This window comes from Corynebacterium flavescens (genome assembly GCF_008693105.1).
Classification (GTDB): domain Bacteria; phylum Actinomycetota; class Actinomycetes; order Mycobacteriales; family Mycobacteriaceae; genus Corynebacterium; species Corynebacterium flavescens.
This window is the reverse complement of record NZ_VXKK01000034.1, coordinates 19,208-34,340: the sequence shown is the minus strand read 5'-3', so window position 1 is coordinate 34,340 and position 15,133 is coordinate 19,208. Positions and strand designations below refer to the sequence as shown.

Sequence of the window (15,133 nt, the reverse complement as noted above, 5' to 3'; positions counted from 1 at the left end):
AAATGTCTATAGAGTTCATCAACGAGTCCGGCTTCGATGGTGTCAACGAAGAGATGCTTATCGATGTCGCCTCATTCGCCTTCGGCGCCATGGACATCAACCCCGATGCGGAATGCACGATTACCGCAGTAGACCTCCAGACCATCGCAGACTTGCACGTGCGGTGGATGGATCTGGAGGGGCCGACGGATGTGATGAGCTTTCCCATGGATGAGATCACTCCGGGGGCTTTGACCCCGCGCCCAGATGCCGCCGATCCCGGACCGGCCATGTTGGGGGATATCGTGTTGTGCCCCGAGTTCGCCCTGCGCCAAGCGCAGGCGGCGGGACACTCCTTGGGGCACGAGCTGGCACTGCTGACGGTGCACGGCTGCCTGCATCTTTTGGGCTATGACCACACCACTCCCGCAGAGGAGAAGGAGATGTTCAGCCTGCAGAACGAGTTGTTGGCTGATTGGTATGACAACCTCGCCGAGCGGGGCGTGAGCTTTCACCCTAAGCCCAGTGGTCCCAAGGCCTTTCCGGATGCCGCCGAGCGCGCGGACCTCGATAAGCAGGTCCCTGGCGGTGGCATTCCGGCGGTGGGAGAGCCAGCGAAACCCGAAGAAAACTCTTAAGTCCCCTCGCCCGAGGCTCACCCAGTTTTATTGCGCATTTTCTATTGCACAATTGGTTGCTTGTTGACATACGTGTTATCATGGAAGCCCGTAGGTAATTGCACATGTTCCTGCGGATTTTCGCGTTTTATACGCCTGCCTCGCAGGGCCGCCTAGGAAGGCCCACTATGACCACCTCGCGTCAGACCAAGTTTATTTTCGTCACCGGAGGAGTCGTCTCCTCCTTGGGGAAGGGGCTAACGGCGGCGTCGCTTGGCCAGCTCCTTATCTCCCGCGGGCTCTCCGTGACCATGCAGAAGCTCGATCCTTATCTCAACGTCGATCCGGGCACGATGAACCCCTTCGAGCACGGCGAGGTCTTTGTCACCGAGGACGGCGCCGAAACTGACCTCGACCTCGGGCACTACGAGCGTTTTCTTGACCGCAATCTAACCAAGAACGCCAACGTGACCACCGGTAAGGTCTATTCCTCCGTCATCGCCAAAGAAAGGCGCGGCGAGTTCCTGGGTAAGACCGTCCAGGTCATCCCGCACATCACGGATGAGATCAAGGCTCGTGTCCTGGCCATGGCTGAAGCTGATGCTGAAGGAAATGTACCGGACGTCGTCATTTCTGAGATTGGCGGCACCGTCGGAGACATTGAGTCCCAACCTTTCCTCGAAGCCGCCCGCCAGGTGCGTCATGCCGTGGGCCGGGAAAATATCTTTTTCATCCACTGTTCCTTGGTTCCTTACCTGGCTCCCTCCGGAGAGCTCAAAACCAAGCCCACCCAGCACTCGGTGGCCGAGCTGCGTTCAATTGGTATCGTGCCAGACGCCGTGGTTCTACGCTGTGACCGCGAGGTTCCGCAGCCGCTGAAGACCAAGATTGCCTTGATGTGTGACATCGAGGAGGAGGGCGTTACCTCCTGCCCCGATTCTCCTTCCATCTACGACATCCCTGAGGTCCTCTACCGCGAGCACCTCGATACCTTCGTCATCCGCAAGCTAGGGCTGCCTTTCCGCGATGTGGATTGGACCCAGTGGGGCGAGCTGCTCGATCGCGTTCACCACCCACAGCGTGAGGTCACCGTGGCCATCGTGGGCAAGTATATTGACTTGCCTGATGCATATCTCTCCGTGGCCGAGGCCGCCCGCCACGCAGCCTTTGCCCATAACGCCAAGGCGATTATTCGCTGGGTCGCCTCCGACGAATGCGAGGATGACGCGGCTGGCGCACTGCGCGGCTGTGACGCAATCATCGTTCCCGGTGGCTTCGGGGTGCGCGGCATCGAGGGCAAGATCGGAGCCATCACCTATGCCAGGGAGAATAAGATTCCCTTCCTGGGGCTGTGCTTGGGGCTGCAGTGCATGGTCCTTGAAGCCGCGCGTCGCGCCGGCATCGCAGATGCCTCCTCTACCGAGTTTGACCCCGAGACATCCGCGCCGGTTATTGCCACCATGGAGGAGCAAAAGGCGGCCGTCACAGGTGAGGCAGACCTGGGCGGGACCATGCGTCTAGGCGCTTATCCCGCGTCTTTGCAGCAGGGAACCGTGGTCGCCGAGGCCTATGGCAAGACTGAGGTCTCCGAGCGCCACCGTCACCGCTATGAGGTCAACAACACCTACTGTGCGCAGATCAGTGAGGGCTCCGGCCTGGTGTTCTCCGGCACCTCGCCCAATGGTGAGCTCGTTGAGTTCGCGGAGTACCCCCGCGAGGTCCATCCTTATATGGTGGCTACGCAGGCACACCCGGAGTACAAGTCGCGCCCCACGCGTCCGCACCCGCTTTTCGACGGCCTTGTAGGCGCCGCCCTCAACAAGTAATTTCCACGTTTTTTGGCGCGCCCGCCTTATCAGTAGCAAGATAGGTTTCATGAATATTCTATCTATCCAGTCCCACGTCTCTTATGGGCACGTGGGAAACTCCGCCGCGGTCTTTCCGCTGCAGCGTGCCGGCCACGAGGTATGGCCGGTGCACACCGTCAATTTTTCCAACCACACCGGCTACGGTGACTGGGGCGGAATGATGGTTCCGGCGAGCGAGGTCACGAGCATCATCGACGGCATCGAGCGCCGCGGAGTATTTGGACAGATCGACGGAATTCTCTCTGGTTACCAGGGCGGCCCGGATATTGCCGGCGCTATTGTTGATGCCGTTCGGCGCATCAAGGACGTCAACCCAGAGGCGCTCTATGCCTGCGATCCGGTGATGGGTAACGCCAAGTCTGGCTGCTTCGTCTCCGATGAAATCCCGCCGCTGCTGCGGGATAAGGTGGTTCCAGTCGCCGATATCATCACCCCGAATCAGTTTGAGCTGGGCTACCTCACCGGCCACCCTGTCGAAACTCTTGAGCAGACTCTGGCCGCGGTCAAGGCTGCGCAGGACATCGGACCGAAGACCGTGCTGGTTACCTCCGTGAAGAGGCCAGAGACTGCAGATGATGTCATTGAGATGCTCGCGGTGGACGGAGACCGCGCCTACCTCGTGGCCACCCCGTTCCTGCCCTTCAAGCGCAATGGCTCCGGAGATGTCACTGCGGCACTCTTCACCGGGCATTATCTGGAGACCAACAGCGTCAAGGTGGCCCTGCAGCGCACGGCATCCTCTGTCTTTGACTTGCTGTCAAATACTTTCGAGGCGGAGTCGCGCGAGCTTTTGCTCGTCGAGTCCCAGGAAGTGTTCGCGCATCCGCGTATGCAGTTCTCCGTCGAAGAGCTCTAGAAGCTTGTGCGGGGTGGTGTTCGTCTCTCGTGCATGAACATGCAAGGAAGAGTTCACTCGTGGGCTATGATATTGAGCAATGAGTTCCGATATAGATGCACAATTCGAGGCCGCCATGCCTGACGAGTCTGAACAACCCCCCGCAGGTGACCCGGCTGCGGGTGACTACTCCGCTTTCACCGAGATCCCGGAGGGCTTTCGCTCCGGGTTCGTCTCCTTCGTGGGCCGGCCCAACACCGGCAAGTCCACGCTGACTAACGCGCTGGTAGGGCACAAGATTGCCATTACCGCTGACCAGCCGGAGACTACGCGCCATCCCATCCGCGGTATCGTGCACCGCGAAGACGCCCAGGTCATCGTGGTTGATACGCCTGGCCTGCACCGCCCGCGCACCCTACTCGGTGAGCGCCTCAATGAGGTGGTCAAGGATACTTATGCCGACGTTGATGTCATCGGGTTTACCGTTCCGGCTGATGAAAAGATTGGCCCTGGCGATCGATGGATTCTCGAGAACCTGCGCAAGGTAGCCCCGCGCACTCCCATCATCGGCATCGTTACCAAACTGGATAAGGCCAGCAAGGATCAAGTGGGGGCGCAGCTGCTCGAGTTGCATTCTCTGCTCAGTGAGGAAAACCCGGAGGCAGTGGTCATTCCAGTCTCTGCTACCGAGCATGTGCAGCTCGATGAGCTGCTTCAGGTCATCGTTGACCACCTGCCGGAGGGGCCGAAGTTCTACCCGGAAGATCACGTCACTGATGAGCAGCAGGAGAAGCGGATCGCGGAGCTTATCCGTGAATCAGCTCTCTCGGGCCTCAAGGACGAGCTGCCGCACTCAGTTGCTGTCGAGGTCGATGAGATGCTCCCGAGCGAGACTCGCCCGGGAGTGCTGGAGGTCCACGCCATCTTGTACGTCGAACGCCCTGGCCAAAAGCGCATCCTCGAAGGCAAAGACGGGCGCCGCTTCAAGCGCATCGTCGGCACCGCCCGCAAGGAGATCATCTTGCTGCTCGGGCAGAACGTGTATCTCGACCTGCGTATCAAGGTGCTGAAGAACTGGCAATCTGACCCGAAGTTCCTGGGGCGTCTAGGCTTTTAAGCTATGCGGGAGTCATACCGGGATCGCGCCGTGGTTATCCGCACCTATGACTTCGGGGAGGCCGACCGCGTCATCGTGTTGTTGACCAAGAACCACGGACTCGTGCGCGGTGTAGCCAAGGGCGTACGTCGCGCCAAGTCTCGCTTCGGTTCGCGGCTCCAGCACTTCGTGGATTTGGATGTTCAGCTGTATCCGGGGCGCAATCTGGCAACGATTTCGCAGGCCGATACCGTGAACTATTATGGCGCCAAGATAATCGAGGACTACGAGCGCTACACTGCTGCCTGCGCCGCACTAGAATCAGCCGAGCGCCTCGCTTTCGCCGACGCGGATAAGGATCCCTATCTCTACGAGGCAGTGACCGCCGCCCTGCGTCGCATCCAGGAGGAAGATCCTCTGCACGTTCTCGATGGATTCTTGTTACGTGCAATGGCACATGCTGGCTGGGCCCCGAGCCTCTTTGATTGCGCCCAATGCCAGCGGCCGGGTCCGCATCACGCCTTTCACCCGGCTGTGGGCGGCGCTGCGTGCCATCGCTGCCGGCCACCGGGAGCGGCCGAGGTGGATCCGGAGACCCTGCATCACATGTGGTTGCTGGCGTGCGACGAAAAGACGCAGCCTACCCCGGAACAGGCGGCGCAGGCTCATCGCCTGATTCGGGCTCATCTGCAGTGGCATATCGAGAGGAAGGTCACCGCACTCTCGGTCATGGATCAATAAAACTCGGCGGGGTATTAAGATGAAGCGCGTGATTACCCCAGATCGAAACCGAGTTCTCCACCCTCCACAGATTCCGGCTGAGTTTCTGCCGCGCCATATCGCCCTCGTCATGGACGGCAACGGGCGCTGGGCCCAAGAGCGCGGGATGCCGCGTACTCAAGGGCACAAGAGGGGAGAGGCGGTGCTCCTTGAGGTCGTGGATGCCTGCCTCGCCATGGGCATTCCTTATCTGTCCGCCTATGCCTTCTCCACCGAAAACTGGCGGCGCACCCCCGATGAGGTGCGTTTCCTTATGGGCTTTAACCGCGATGTGTTGCGCCGCCAGCGCGAGTGGCTCAACGAGAGGGGAGTGCGCGTCGTGTGGGCGGGACGCCGCCCGCGGCTGTGGCGCTCGGTCCTCAAGGAGCTGGAGAAGGCGGAAGAGCTAACTAGAGACAACACCGCGATGACTCTGGTGATGTGCGTCAACTACGGGGGGCGCGCAGAGATCGTTGACGGTGTGCGTTCCCTCGCTCAGCAAGTAGCGAGCGGGAAAGTGCGACCGGAGGAGATTTCTGAGTCGATGCTGAGTGCTTATATGTATGACCCGCAGATGCCAGACGTCGACCTCTTCTTGCGCCCCAGTGGGGAAAAGCGGACCTCAAATTTCCTGCTGTGGCAGTCGGCCTACGCGGAGATGGTGTACCAAGACAAGCTCTTCCCAGACTTTGGTCCGGAGGATCTCTTCGCTGCAGTCGAGGAGTACGCGCGCCGCGACCGGCGTTTCGGCGGCACCAAGTAGCAGCGTGGTGAGAGAGGCTTGAAGGAGGCAGCTAACGATTAGCCGCGCGGCACTGGGCGCAGACCCCGAAGATTTCTGCGTCATGCCCGGTGAGCTCAAAGTTATATTGCTTGGCCACAGATGAGGCCCATTTCTCGATGGGTCCGCCGTCAATTTCTTCAGTGCGCCCGCACTTGGTGCATACCAAGTGATGGTGATGGTGGCTGGATTCACAATGCCGATAGAGGGTTTCCCCGGAGGGCATGTGTAGTGCGTCAACAGCGGCAATATCCGCCAAAGACTGCAGGGTGCGATAGACGGTGGTCAACCCCACCTTTTGTTGGCGATCGAGGAGCTGGTTGTGGATTTCTTTTGCCGAGGCAAAGTTGTCCATGTCCCTTAAAACTTCGACCACGGCGGCACGCTGCTTGGTGTTCCGAGAGCCGAGTTTGGGTATGCTGTCATGGATGGCCATGTAGACCATGTTACCAATCCACTACCAATAACGTTTTTCGGGAACGTTTAGGAACGTTCGGGAACGCTGTTGCTGGAGCTTTATCGCTCCAGCACCGAGGCGGCGTCGGCAAGCAGTCCCAGCACGCAAGGGGCGATGAGGATGTAGGTTACCTCGCGTCCAGAGCGCTTGGAATCAACAATTCCTGCTTGCTTGAGCACACGGAGGTGCTGGCTGATGAGCGGCTGGGATTTGCCAGTCGCGGCAACGAGCTCGTGGACGAAGTGGTCGCGTTCTGCAAGGAGAGTGATGATGGCGATGCGGAGAGGAGAGTCCAAAGCTCCTATGACCTTTGCGGCAGCTTGGGCGTTGAACGCCAGTTTTGTTAGAGACACGGTTATCACCTTCGTATTTTAATACCTGTTGGCCGGTAGATATTTCGAGCATACCTTAAAACCTCAATAACGGTAATTGTGGTGAGCCACGTCGCTTTGGAGACCTCGGCGCCCGCTGCCTTTAAGCGCAAGCTAGACTTGTGTGCGTTGCATGCCCGCGGCGCCTGCGCCGCACGTGGGAATAATGCGGAAACTGTAGAAACTTTTTGTTGAAAGACTGTCCCCTACCAGAGGAGTCCTTGGAAAAATGGCGTCCGTCATCGATACCGTTGTCAACCTGTGTAAGCGTCGTGGCTTGGTTTATCAGGCAGGTGAAATCTACGGCGGTTCGCGCTCGGCCTGGGACTACGGCCCCTTGGGTGTGGAGCTGAAAGAAAACATCAAGCGCCAGTGGTGGCGCCACATGGTGCAGTCACGCGATGACGTGGTGGGCGTGGATACCTCGGTTATCCAGCCGCGCCAGGTATGGGTGTCCTCCGGTCACGTTGAGGTATTCACTGACCCGCTCGTGGAATCCCTCTACACCCACAAGCGCTACCGCGCGGATCATCTGCTTGAGGCCTATGAGGAAAAGCACGGTCACGCACCGGAGAATGGTCTGGCTGACATCAACGATCCGGTTACCGGTCAGCCCGGCAACTGGACCGAGCCCAAGGCTTTCTCCGGCCTGCTCAAGACCTACCTAGGCCCGGTCGATGACAAGGAGGGGCTGCACTACCTGCGCCCAGAGACCGCTCAGGGCATCTTCGTCAACTTCAAGAACGTCATGACTTCTGCGCGTTTGAAGCCACCTTTTGGCATCGCCAACATTGGTAAGTCCTTCCGCAATGAAATCACGCCGGGTAACTTCATCTTCCGTACGCGCGAGTTCGAGCAGATGGAAATGGAGTTCTTTGTTAAGCCAGGAGAGGACGAGGAATGGCACCAGTACTGGATCGATGACCGTTATAACTGGTACGTCGATCTGGGCATCAAGCCAGAGAACCTTCGCCTCTATGAGCACCCCAAAGAAAAGCTCTCGCACTACTCCAAGCGCACCGTTGACGTAGAGTATGCCTTCGGTTTCACCGGCTCCAAGTGGGGCGAGCTCGAGGGTGTGGCTAACCGCACCGATTACGATCTCACCGTCCATTCCAAGGGCTCTGGCGAGGATCTTTCCTACTTCGACCAGACCACCGGCGAGCGCTGGGTGCCCTACGTCATCGAGCCTGCCGCAGGCCTAGGACGTTCCATGATGGCTTTCCTCGTTGACGCTTATGACGAGGAAGAGGTTCCCAACTCCAAGGGCGGCACCGATACTCGCGTGGTACTGCGTCTTGACCGCCGCCTCGCACCGGTCAAGGTGGCGGTGCTCCCGCTGTCGAAGAAGGACGAGCTATCGGTCCCCGCGAAGGAGATCGCACAGAAGCTGCGCCAGAACTGGAACGTGGACTTCGACGTCTCCGGCGCCATCGGTCGCCGCTATCGTCGCCAGGACGAGGTGGGAACCCCGTTCTGCGTCACCTTCGACTTCGAGTCCCTCGATGACAACGCCGTCACCGTTCGTGAGCGCGACACCATGGAACAGGAGCGCGTCCCGATTGCTGATCTGGAGGCCTACCTCGCCGCGCGTCTGATTGGTTGCTAGATGATTAGCTACACCAGTTGGGACCGTACCGACAGGGAGACCCTCGTCCTGGTCAAGGAGGGCGGGCCGGCAGCTTATGGCCGTTTCTCCGGGAACTCCGCCGAGATCTCCGGCACTCATTGGCGCCTAGACGTCACCAAAGACCTTGGTGCCTCAGCCACGCTCGAGGACGGCCGGGTTATGCGCATTGCGGGAAACCTGGGGCGGGACAAGCGTCTCGAGGCTTCCCTTGATGGGCGCACCTTTACCTTCCTCAACGAGAATGGTGGAAACTGGATCATCGAGGACGTCGATGAGTCCAAGGTTGCCCAGTTCTCGTCGAAGAACTCTGGCGTGCGCGAATCCATCCTCGAATTCGATGAAGACTACAAGGACCTCAGTGACGTTGAAATCATCGCGCTGAGCTGGTTTAGTCGGCTTATCCTCGAGGCCAACACTAAGAGCAAGTCCGTGGCAATCATTGCGACCTTGGTCTTGATGTCCATCGTTGCGGTCTTGGCCCTGTTCGTATTCTGATGTCCGTGGCGGGGCAGGGGCCACTGGGAGAGCAGCCGGGTGCATCCGGCGCACAACCGAGTGCCCAGTGGAAGTGGCACTCAGGCACGCTTTACGGTGATGCTGGGCAAACCCTAGCCGCCGTCACAGCCCAGCGCCTGAATGTAACTTCCAGCTCGGCCCTGACCGACGGCTCCGAACTGGAATTAGGAAGCTCTCTCGATAGCCCCAGCGCCTCCCGCTTCTACCTGCGAGCCACAGGCCCAGAGGGCTTTACGTGCGAGGTGCGTCAAGCAGGGCTCAGCGTAGCTACCCTTCGCGCTCGCTGCGCCGACAGCAAGGACCCCATAATGGCGGTGGAGGAGCGCTTCTATCTTCTTAAGAGGAGCACACCCCTAAAGCGCATGCGCACTATCGTTGCCGCAGTTGCGGAAGCAACCGAGCAACGAAACGGCGCGGTATTGTCTACTAACGCACTGTTTGACACCGAGCCCCGATTCAACGGGGATCTGCGGGTGAGTTTCCACCGCGATATCCCCCTGCTCGACGCGATAGTACTCAGCTATAGCTGCTATCTGCTCGATGCTTCGCCGCGCATTGTCCGCGGCTAAGACAAGCGTAGGAGACCTAGAGCAGTCCGCACGGGGCCTAGAAGGCGCTGCCCTGGCTGGAGCCGCCGAAGCCGCCGCCGCCTCCACCGAAGCCGCCGCCGCCAAATCCGCCTCCGAATCCACCACCGTGGCCACCTCCGCCGAGGATCTGGCCCAGCACCATGCCAGTGACGATATTGCCCGCGGTCGAGGCACCGCGTTGCTGCATCTGCCGGCGACGATAATTGTCGATGTCGTCCTTAGCTCGTTTAAGCGCGGTTTGGGCAGCGTTGACGGACCTGCGTGCGGAGTCTTGAGCCGCACGAATATCACTGCGCTCAAGGTGAAGGGCCTCGGCGTGGAGGTGCTTGGCATCGGCCAAGGCGGTACGGGCACCAGAACCAATGATGCGCCCGCGCGAGGAGATGAGATCGTCTGCGGCCTGAATATTGGATTCCGCTACCGAGATCTGCTGCTTGAAAAGAGCGATTTGGCGGGCATGAGAAGAGGTTTTCTCGCGCACTCGGTCGAGGCGATCATCGAGCTCGGTGTCAATGGCCATCAGCGAGCTATAGCTGCCCAAGGGATCTTGTGTGCCCTCGGCGCGGGCGGATTCAACTGCGGTGTGTGCGCGAGCAAGCAATTCCTCGAGGCTGTCCCAATCGGCCTTTGTTCCTTGAGACTTGCCCTGTGCCTCCAGCTGCTGGGCCTCGGAGATCTCCTCCTCGATTTCGGTGATGAGGCTCGCTAGGTTGGCATTGGCCTCGGCGATATTGGTCTCTGCATTTTCGATGCCGCTGAGTAGACGGTCTGCGATCTCGATGGCGTGCTCACCGTCGCGGATAGCCGCGACGAGGCCGCCTTGTTGGCCCGCCGGTGCTGCGGCCAGCTCACGGCCACTGGAGACGGACTTCTCGGCCTCGTTCAAGGAGACCTCTGCCATCTCCGCATTGTCTGCGATGGAGGACAAGACTTCCGCTGGGTAGTGGGAGGTGAGTGTCTGCAACGTCTCTTGGGCGTGGGGCAACCGCGCCCGCAGGTCCACGGTGCGCTGGGTAAGCTCATCCAGCTTCTGGGGTGCGTTGATGAGGAGATCTCGCATCTTGGCGAACTCCTGCGCTTGTTGGTCGAGCGCGTCATCTGCTTGCCCGCAGGAGGAGATGATCTCCACGAGCATGCTACGCCTTTCGGCGGGGGACTCCGGGATGGCGTCATCGAGGCGCTGGCGCAGGGAAAAGGCTCGCTGCAAGGTGGTGGTGGAGTGATTCATGGCCTTGGTAAATGCGCGGGTGCGCTCAGGGCCAAACTCGGAGATGGCGATCTTCAACTCTTCTTTGCCGCGCCGGATGGATTCATCCGCGGAGACAAGCTCCTCGCGTGCCAAGGCATCTAGCGTCTCGACGGGGAGCCGGTCGAGGCTTTGGGTGTCACTTGGAGCAATCTCGCGTGCGGCCTCCAGCGTCTGGGTTGCCTGGGCCTTGGATTTGCGGCGGGTGGCCGCCCAGATACCGCCGCCGGCCACGGCGACTGCACCGGCCCCGCCGACGAGCCAGCCGGCGCCCGAACCTGAGCCTGCGGCCCCAGAGGTTGCGGTATCGACCACGGCGTTGGCAGCTCCAGCCCAGTCATCATTGGCCAAGTAGCTTTGTGCGGCATTGTCTAGGTCTCCAGCAGAGGCCGAACTAAAACGCGTTCCAGCCGCCGCGCCGGTTTGCCTAGCAGCCACGTCCACGACATAGGCAGCGGTGTTATCGCCGCGTGCGCTAACGATGTTCTCCGCATAAGTGGTGCTATTGGTGCCCGTATCTCCAACGAAGAGGATATAAAGAAGCTCACCCTTGTCCGTTTGCAGCTGCTTGATCTTCTCCTCCAATTGCGACTTGTCGCTGGGGGAGAGAACCCCAACTTCATCGGTGACGCGAGCGGAGATGCTCCCCGGGGCGGGGGCAGCGACCACCGCGGTGGGAGCCGTTGCGGCAAAGGCGGGCGAGGCGGTGGCTAATCCAAAAAACAGGGCCGCAATGGCGGCGCGGCCGATACGCGAAGCGGCGCGGGAGCGTGTATTCATGCCCACCACGATACCGCCGACGGGCATAAGCTGGGAGGGATGAAACCCGAAGCAGTTGTCGTTCTTGGGGCCGCACAGTACGACGGTCGGCCCTCACGGATCCTGCGTGCGCGCCTTGAGGAGGCATTGCGTGTCCCTGCTGAGTGCCCCATCGTTACCGTGGGCGGAAAACTTCCCGGCGATCGCTTCACCGAAGCCGAGGTGGGCAAGACCTACCTGGACGACGCTTTGCAACAAGAATCCGGAGGCGGCGCTAGGCGACGTCCGCCCCGGAACGTTTACGCCGTGACCAACGGCTCGGATACCCGCGGCTCTCTCGAAGCGGTGCGAGAGGCCCATCCCTTCCGGAACGTCGTCATTGTCACCGACCCACTGCACCGGTTGCGGACCTATCTCATTGCTCGGGAACTCGGCTTTAGCGCCCGAGTGGTAGGGGTAAAAGATTTCACATACACCCCGCAGCAGGCGGCGTGGTGGCGTTATCTCGCGCATGAGGGCGGCGGCATGGTGGTGTTAGCAGCAGGGCACGTATTCTCCGCCGAGACCGCGCGAAAGCTGCGTAGTTTCCTGCACTATATCGAGGGCTGGTTTAGGCCCTCGCGAAAGCTTCGACACACGCAGCTCCGTAAGAAAAGTTAAAATTTGTAAAAAAGTACCATTCCGCGAAAAGCACTGGTCACGCTAGTTTTGGTCTAGAGAATAGGCGGGTGTAGACCAATACCAACACCGCATGAGTTTTTTCTCCGTGACCGTTCTGTTATGGTGTTTCTTGTAAGAGTTATTCCCCCTTTGAAAGGACAATCACATGATTGACATCGTTTCCAACACCATCGACTTCGTTCTCGGCTTCCTGCAATTCGGTATCAACTCCCTGTTCTTTGGCGTTGAGGGCCTGTCCTCCACCATCTTCGGCGAGTAGATTGCCGAATGGTTGTGTAGCTTAGCTACAAGCCTGATTACGTCCCTCACGGTTCCTTTCATGGGAAGCGGGAGGGACTTTTCTGTTAAATTAGGCCTGCAAGTTTGCTCATTTTCGTGCTATACCCCATATTTTCTAGAAACACTTCAAGTTCCTTCTCGGTGCTTGGCGCAGCGCGACTAAAATGTCAAGGGTGACTTATACCTACCGCGCGGCGGACTTCGCTCGGCGCTTCGATGAAAGCCCCAAAGGTTCTGCATTTGTAGCGGTCGAAGAACAACGCGGCGCCTTCGCCCGTGACCGAGCTAGGGTCCTCCACTCCGCAGCGTTCCGGCGTTTGGCGGATAAAACTCAGGTCGTCGGCCCCCGGGATGGGGACACTCCGCGCACCCGTTTGACCCACTCCCTAGAGGTAGGCCAAATAGCACGGGGGATTGGTAGTGGGCTAGGAGTAGACCCAGATCTCTGTGACATGGCAGGGCTCACGCACGATATTGGGCATCCGCCCTATGGGCATAACGGTGAGACAGCGCTCAACGAGCTGGCGCAAGATTGTGGAGGATTCGAGGGAAACGCCCAGACGCTGCGCATTCTTACCTTCTTAGAGCCCAAGGTTGTCGGCGATGACGGGGAGTCTTTTGGGCTTAATCTCACTCGTGCGGCGCTCGATGCTGCTTGCAAGTATCCGCGGATAAAGACCGACCCGGATGGTACGACCAACCGGAAGTACGGTTGCTATGACGCTGATGCCCATATCTTGGATTGGGTGCGCGCAGGCCATGATGACTCTTGGCCTCCAATGGAAGCTCAGGTCATGGACTGGTCCGATGACGTGGCCTATTCCGTGCATGACGTCGAGGACGGGATCATCTCCCGCCGTATTTCCCTCAATGTGCTCTGGGACTTAGTGGAGCTTGCCAATCTGGCTGAGAAAGGCGCGCGGGCCTTCGGGGGAAGTGCCAGCGAGCTGCTAGAGGCCGCGGATTCCCTGCGCAGGCTCGACGTTATTAACGCGATAGGCTCTTTTGACTACAGCCTGCGCTCCTATGCCACTTTGAAGAAGATGACCTCGGAGTTGGTGGGGCGCTACGTAGGCGCGACCATCAAGGCCACTGAGGAAGGAAATGCAGACCTCATCGCCGCAGGGGAGCTCGGGCGGGAGAAGGGGCAGCTTTATGTGCCAGAGCTTGCGCGGGCAGAGGTAAAACTCCTAAAAACCATTGCGGTCCTCTACGTCATGGATGAGCCAGCGCACTTGCGGCGCCAAGACCGGCAGAGGGAAAGGATCTTCCGCGTTTATGACTACCTTTCGGCGGGAGCGCCCGGTTCTCTCGACGCCATGTTTGCCGGTTGGTGGAGGCGCGCTGAGAGCGACACCGAGCGCCAACGTGTCATCATCGATCAGATTGCCTCGATGACGGAATCGCGCCTTGAGCGTTTGGCCCACCGCAGCGCCGAGTTAACCGGATTCCTCGACTAGGTTCATTTAGGCCCATATAGGTTCCTATATGGGCCTATAGTCCCCAGCGCTGCCTGAGCCTATTCGTTGCTCTGGTGCGCGAGGGCGAAAGCCTCGTTGATCCCGTGAATTGCCTGGTTGATTACGGCGTCGAGGCGCCCGTCCAGTTGGCCATCGCTAAGCCCACCAGCGGTGTAGAAGGTCCCAGTCACTAAGGTCTTGTCGTCTGCAAAGGAGGCCTTGATAAGCGCCTTGCTGGTGGAGAACTCGCTGAGCGCAATGATGTACTTCAACGCATCATGGGCAGGCATGGAGGCTTCCACGAAGACGCTGGCTTGGCTTTGGCTCAGCGCGAGGAACATGGGCAATGATTGATACTCGAAAGAAAGGCAGCGCTCCATGTCTTTGGAGGAGGCCACGAACTCGGGCAGCTTCTCCTTCGGGACTTCACTGAGCTCCAGATCGCTAACAGCGGGGCTGGCTACGATGCGCTCGAGCGTAACTGGGGTAGTCGCCGCCGAGGAAAGAACATAAGGCGGGGCAATGACGGATTCCTCGATGGTCTCCATCACCTGCGGATCTGGAGACTGTGCCTGCGTGCTGAACTGCTGTGGATCGCAATCTATCCCAAAAGTGTCTACGACATGCGCGCATAGGCGCGGAGCAACGTGCGAAGTCACGATTTCAACGAAATCACGCACCTGTTCTAGGGTCACTCCCTCGGAGTAAAGCAGTGCATTCTGTGCCTGCACCACGGCTCCCTCGGGCCCGTGCATGGGGTCGACCGACCCGAAGATGGGATCGCGGTTGAGATCATTGGCTAGAACCACCAGATCCGTGAGCTGGTCCGTTGGCAGCGGCTTGGTCAGCTCGATTTGGGATTGAACAACGGGTGCGCCGCGGTTGACGCTAAAGCGAATCTTGGCATCTGGGTACTCCAGGACAAAGACGGAACCGGTGTCCTCCATAAGGAAGTCCTTACCCAAGCTTAGCAGCGCTCCACGCAAGGCCCCGGAAACGAAAAGAGCGGGATCAACCGCCTCTGCGGTGGTCTGGTCTACAACGGGTTTATTCTTCTTGTTCCAAAACGCCATGAGCAATCCTCTTTTCGCTGGTGGATAGATCCGGAGAAAACCAGCAGGTTAGAGCTGGATCTGTTCCGCATGTTTCGTATGTTACACAGCGAATAGCCACACTGCCTGCTAATACAGGCGGCTTGTCGGCAGTTTT

15 protein-coding genes are annotated in these 15,133 nt (G+C 59.2%); 11 read left to right on the top strand and 4 right to left on the bottom strand.

The annotated features are described in order from the left end of the window. The first annotated feature begins 2 nt into the window (after window positions 1–2). The 6 genes from ybeY (at window position 3) to F4V60_RS08710 (ending at window position 5,917) form a co-directional block, all read left to right on the top strand. A complete protein-coding gene (gene ybeY / locus F4V60_RS08735; protein ID WP_075730227.1) occupies window positions 3–617 on the top strand; it encodes an rRNA maturation RNase YbeY in 615 nt (204 codons plus the stop codon). Window positions 618–784: 167 nt separating this feature from the next. Further along, window positions 785–2,422, top strand: a complete 1,638-nt coding sequence (gene pyrG, locus F4V60_RS08730) for a CTP synthase (protein ID WP_075730226.1) — start codon at window positions 785–787, stop codon at window positions 2,420–2,422. 49 nt (window positions 2,423–2,471) lie between these two features. Further along, the gene (pdxY, locus tag F4V60_RS08725) at window positions 2,472–3,320 is read left to right on the top strand and encodes a pyridoxal kinase PdxY (RefSeq protein WP_075730225.1); all 849 of its coding nucleotides are present in this window, start codon (window positions 2,472–2,474) and stop codon (window positions 3,318–3,320) included. Between the two features lie 79 nt (window positions 3,321–3,399). Next, complete coding sequence (gene era, locus F4V60_RS08720; RefSeq protein WP_075730224.1) at window positions 3,400–4,416, top strand: GTPase Era; 1,017 nt, start codon at window positions 3,400–3,402, stop codon at window positions 4,414–4,416. Between the two features lie 3 nt (window positions 4,417–4,419). Beyond that, window positions 4,420–5,136, top strand: a complete 717-nt coding sequence (gene recO, locus F4V60_RS08715) for a DNA repair protein RecO (protein WP_075730223.1) — start codon at window positions 4,420–4,422, stop codon at window positions 5,134–5,136. Between the two features lie 19 nt (window positions 5,137–5,155). Next, entirely contained in the window at window positions 5,156–5,917 is a 762-nt protein-coding gene (locus F4V60_RS08710; protein ID WP_075730222.1) for an isoprenyl transferase, read from the top strand. A gap of 31 nt (window positions 5,918–5,948) precedes the next feature. Here the strand turns inward: F4V60_RS08710 and F4V60_RS08705 are convergent, their stop codons facing one another. Both F4V60_RS08705 and F4V60_RS08700 read right to left on the bottom strand, forming a co-directional pair. After that, window positions 5,949–6,371, bottom strand: coding sequence for a Fur family transcriptional regulator (locus F4V60_RS08705; protein WP_075731250.1), 423 nt, complete (start codon window positions 6,369–6,371; stop codon window positions 5,949–5,951). Window positions 6,372–6,451: 80 nt separating this feature from the next. After that, window positions 6,452–6,754: an ArsR/SmtB family transcription factor gene (locus F4V60_RS08700; RefSeq protein ID WP_373862528.1), complete on the bottom strand. Its 303-nt coding sequence runs from the start codon at window positions 6,752–6,754 to the stop codon at window positions 6,452–6,454. A gap of 238 nt (window positions 6,755–6,992) precedes the next feature. On the opposite strand from F4V60_RS08700, the gene F4V60_RS08695 reads away from it, so the two are divergent. The 3 genes from F4V60_RS08695 to F4V60_RS08685 are packed head-to-tail and all read left to right on the top strand — an operon-like array spanning window position 6,993 to window position 9,478. Continuing rightward, the gene (locus F4V60_RS08695; RefSeq protein WP_075730220.1) at window positions 6,993–8,372 is read left to right on the top strand and encodes a glycine--tRNA ligase; all 1,380 of its coding nucleotides are present in this window, start codon (window positions 6,993–6,995) and stop codon (window positions 8,370–8,372) included. Then, on the top strand, window positions 8,373–8,888 hold the full coding sequence (locus tag F4V60_RS08690) for a hypothetical protein (protein WP_307722796.1): 516 nt from the start codon (window positions 8,373–8,375) through the stop codon (window positions 8,886–8,888). Window positions 8,889–8,893: 5 nt separating this feature from the next. Beyond that, a complete protein-coding gene (locus F4V60_RS08685) occupies window positions 8,894–9,478 on the top strand; it encodes a hypothetical protein (RefSeq protein WP_174775541.1) in 585 nt (194 codons plus the stop codon). A gap of 37 nt (window positions 9,479–9,515) precedes the next feature. Here F4V60_RS08685 and F4V60_RS08680 read toward each other — a convergent pair whose 3' ends face one another. Continuing rightward, entirely contained in the window at window positions 9,516–11,525 is a 2,010-nt protein-coding gene (locus tag F4V60_RS08680) for a TPM domain-containing protein (protein ID WP_075731244.1), read from the bottom strand. Between the two features lie 39 nt (window positions 11,526–11,564). On the opposite strand from F4V60_RS08680, the gene F4V60_RS08675 reads away from it, so the two are divergent. Both F4V60_RS08675 and F4V60_RS08670 read left to right on the top strand, forming a co-directional pair. Next, on the top strand, window positions 11,565–12,164 hold the full coding sequence (locus F4V60_RS08675) for a YdcF family protein (RefSeq protein ID WP_075730219.1): 600 nt from the start codon (window positions 11,565–11,567) through the stop codon (window positions 12,162–12,164). A 464-nt stretch (window positions 12,165–12,628) separates the two neighbouring features. After that, window positions 12,629–13,924, top strand: a complete 1,296-nt coding sequence (locus tag F4V60_RS08670) for a deoxyguanosinetriphosphate triphosphohydrolase (protein WP_174775542.1) — start codon at window positions 12,629–12,631, stop codon at window positions 13,922–13,924. Window positions 13,925–13,983: 59 nt separating this feature from the next. On the opposite strand, the gene F4V60_RS08665 is transcribed toward F4V60_RS08670, so the two are convergent. Next, window positions 13,984–14,997, bottom strand: coding sequence for a hypothetical protein (locus tag F4V60_RS08665; protein ID WP_075730217.1), 1,014 nt, complete (start codon window positions 14,995–14,997; stop codon window positions 13,984–13,986). Window positions 14,998–15,133 lie beyond the last annotated feature (136 nt).

Coding starts and splice junctions, on each gene's coding strand:
- recO (WP_075730223.1), top strand. CDS start 4,420: ATGCGGGAGTCATACCGGGATCGCGCCGTGGTTATCCGCACCTATGAC.
- pyrG (WP_075730226.1), top strand. CDS start 785: ATGACCACCTCGCGTCAGACCAAGTTTATTTTCGTCACCGGAGGAGTC.
- era (WP_075730224.1), top strand. CDS start 3,400: ATGAGTTCCGATATAGATGCACAATTCGAGGCCGCCATGCCTGACGAG.
- F4V60_RS08695 (WP_075730220.1), top strand. CDS start 6,993: ATGGCGTCCGTCATCGATACCGTTGTCAACCTGTGTAAGCGTCGTGGC.
- ybeY (WP_075730227.1), top strand. CDS start 3: ATGTCTATAGAGTTCATCAACGAGTCCGGCTTCGATGGTGTCAACGAA.
- F4V60_RS08710 (WP_075730222.1), top strand. CDS start 5,156: ATGAAGCGCGTGATTACCCCAGATCGAAACCGAGTTCTCCACCCTCCA.
- F4V60_RS08670 (WP_174775542.1), top strand. CDS start 12,629: ATGTCAAGGGTGACTTATACCTACCGCGCGGCGGACTTCGCTCGGCGC.
- F4V60_RS08665 (WP_075730217.1), bottom strand. CDS start 14,997: ATGGCGTTTTGGAACAAGAAGAATAAACCCGTTGTAGACCAGACCACC.
- F4V60_RS08705 (WP_075731250.1), bottom strand. CDS start 6,371: ATGGCCATCCATGACAGCATACCCAAACTCGGCTCTCGGAACACCAAG.
- F4V60_RS08680 (WP_075731244.1), bottom strand. CDS start 11,525: ATGAATACACGCTCCCGCGCCGCTTCGCGTATCGGCCGCGCCGCCATT.
- F4V60_RS08675 (WP_075730219.1), top strand. CDS start 11,565: ATGAAACCCGAAGCAGTTGTCGTTCTTGGGGCCGCACAGTACGACGGT.
- F4V60_RS08690 (WP_307722796.1), top strand. CDS start 8,373: ATGATTAGCTACACCAGTTGGGACCGTACCGACAGGGAGACCCTCGTC.
- pdxY (WP_075730225.1), top strand. CDS start 2,472: ATGAATATTCTATCTATCCAGTCCCACGTCTCTTATGGGCACGTGGGA.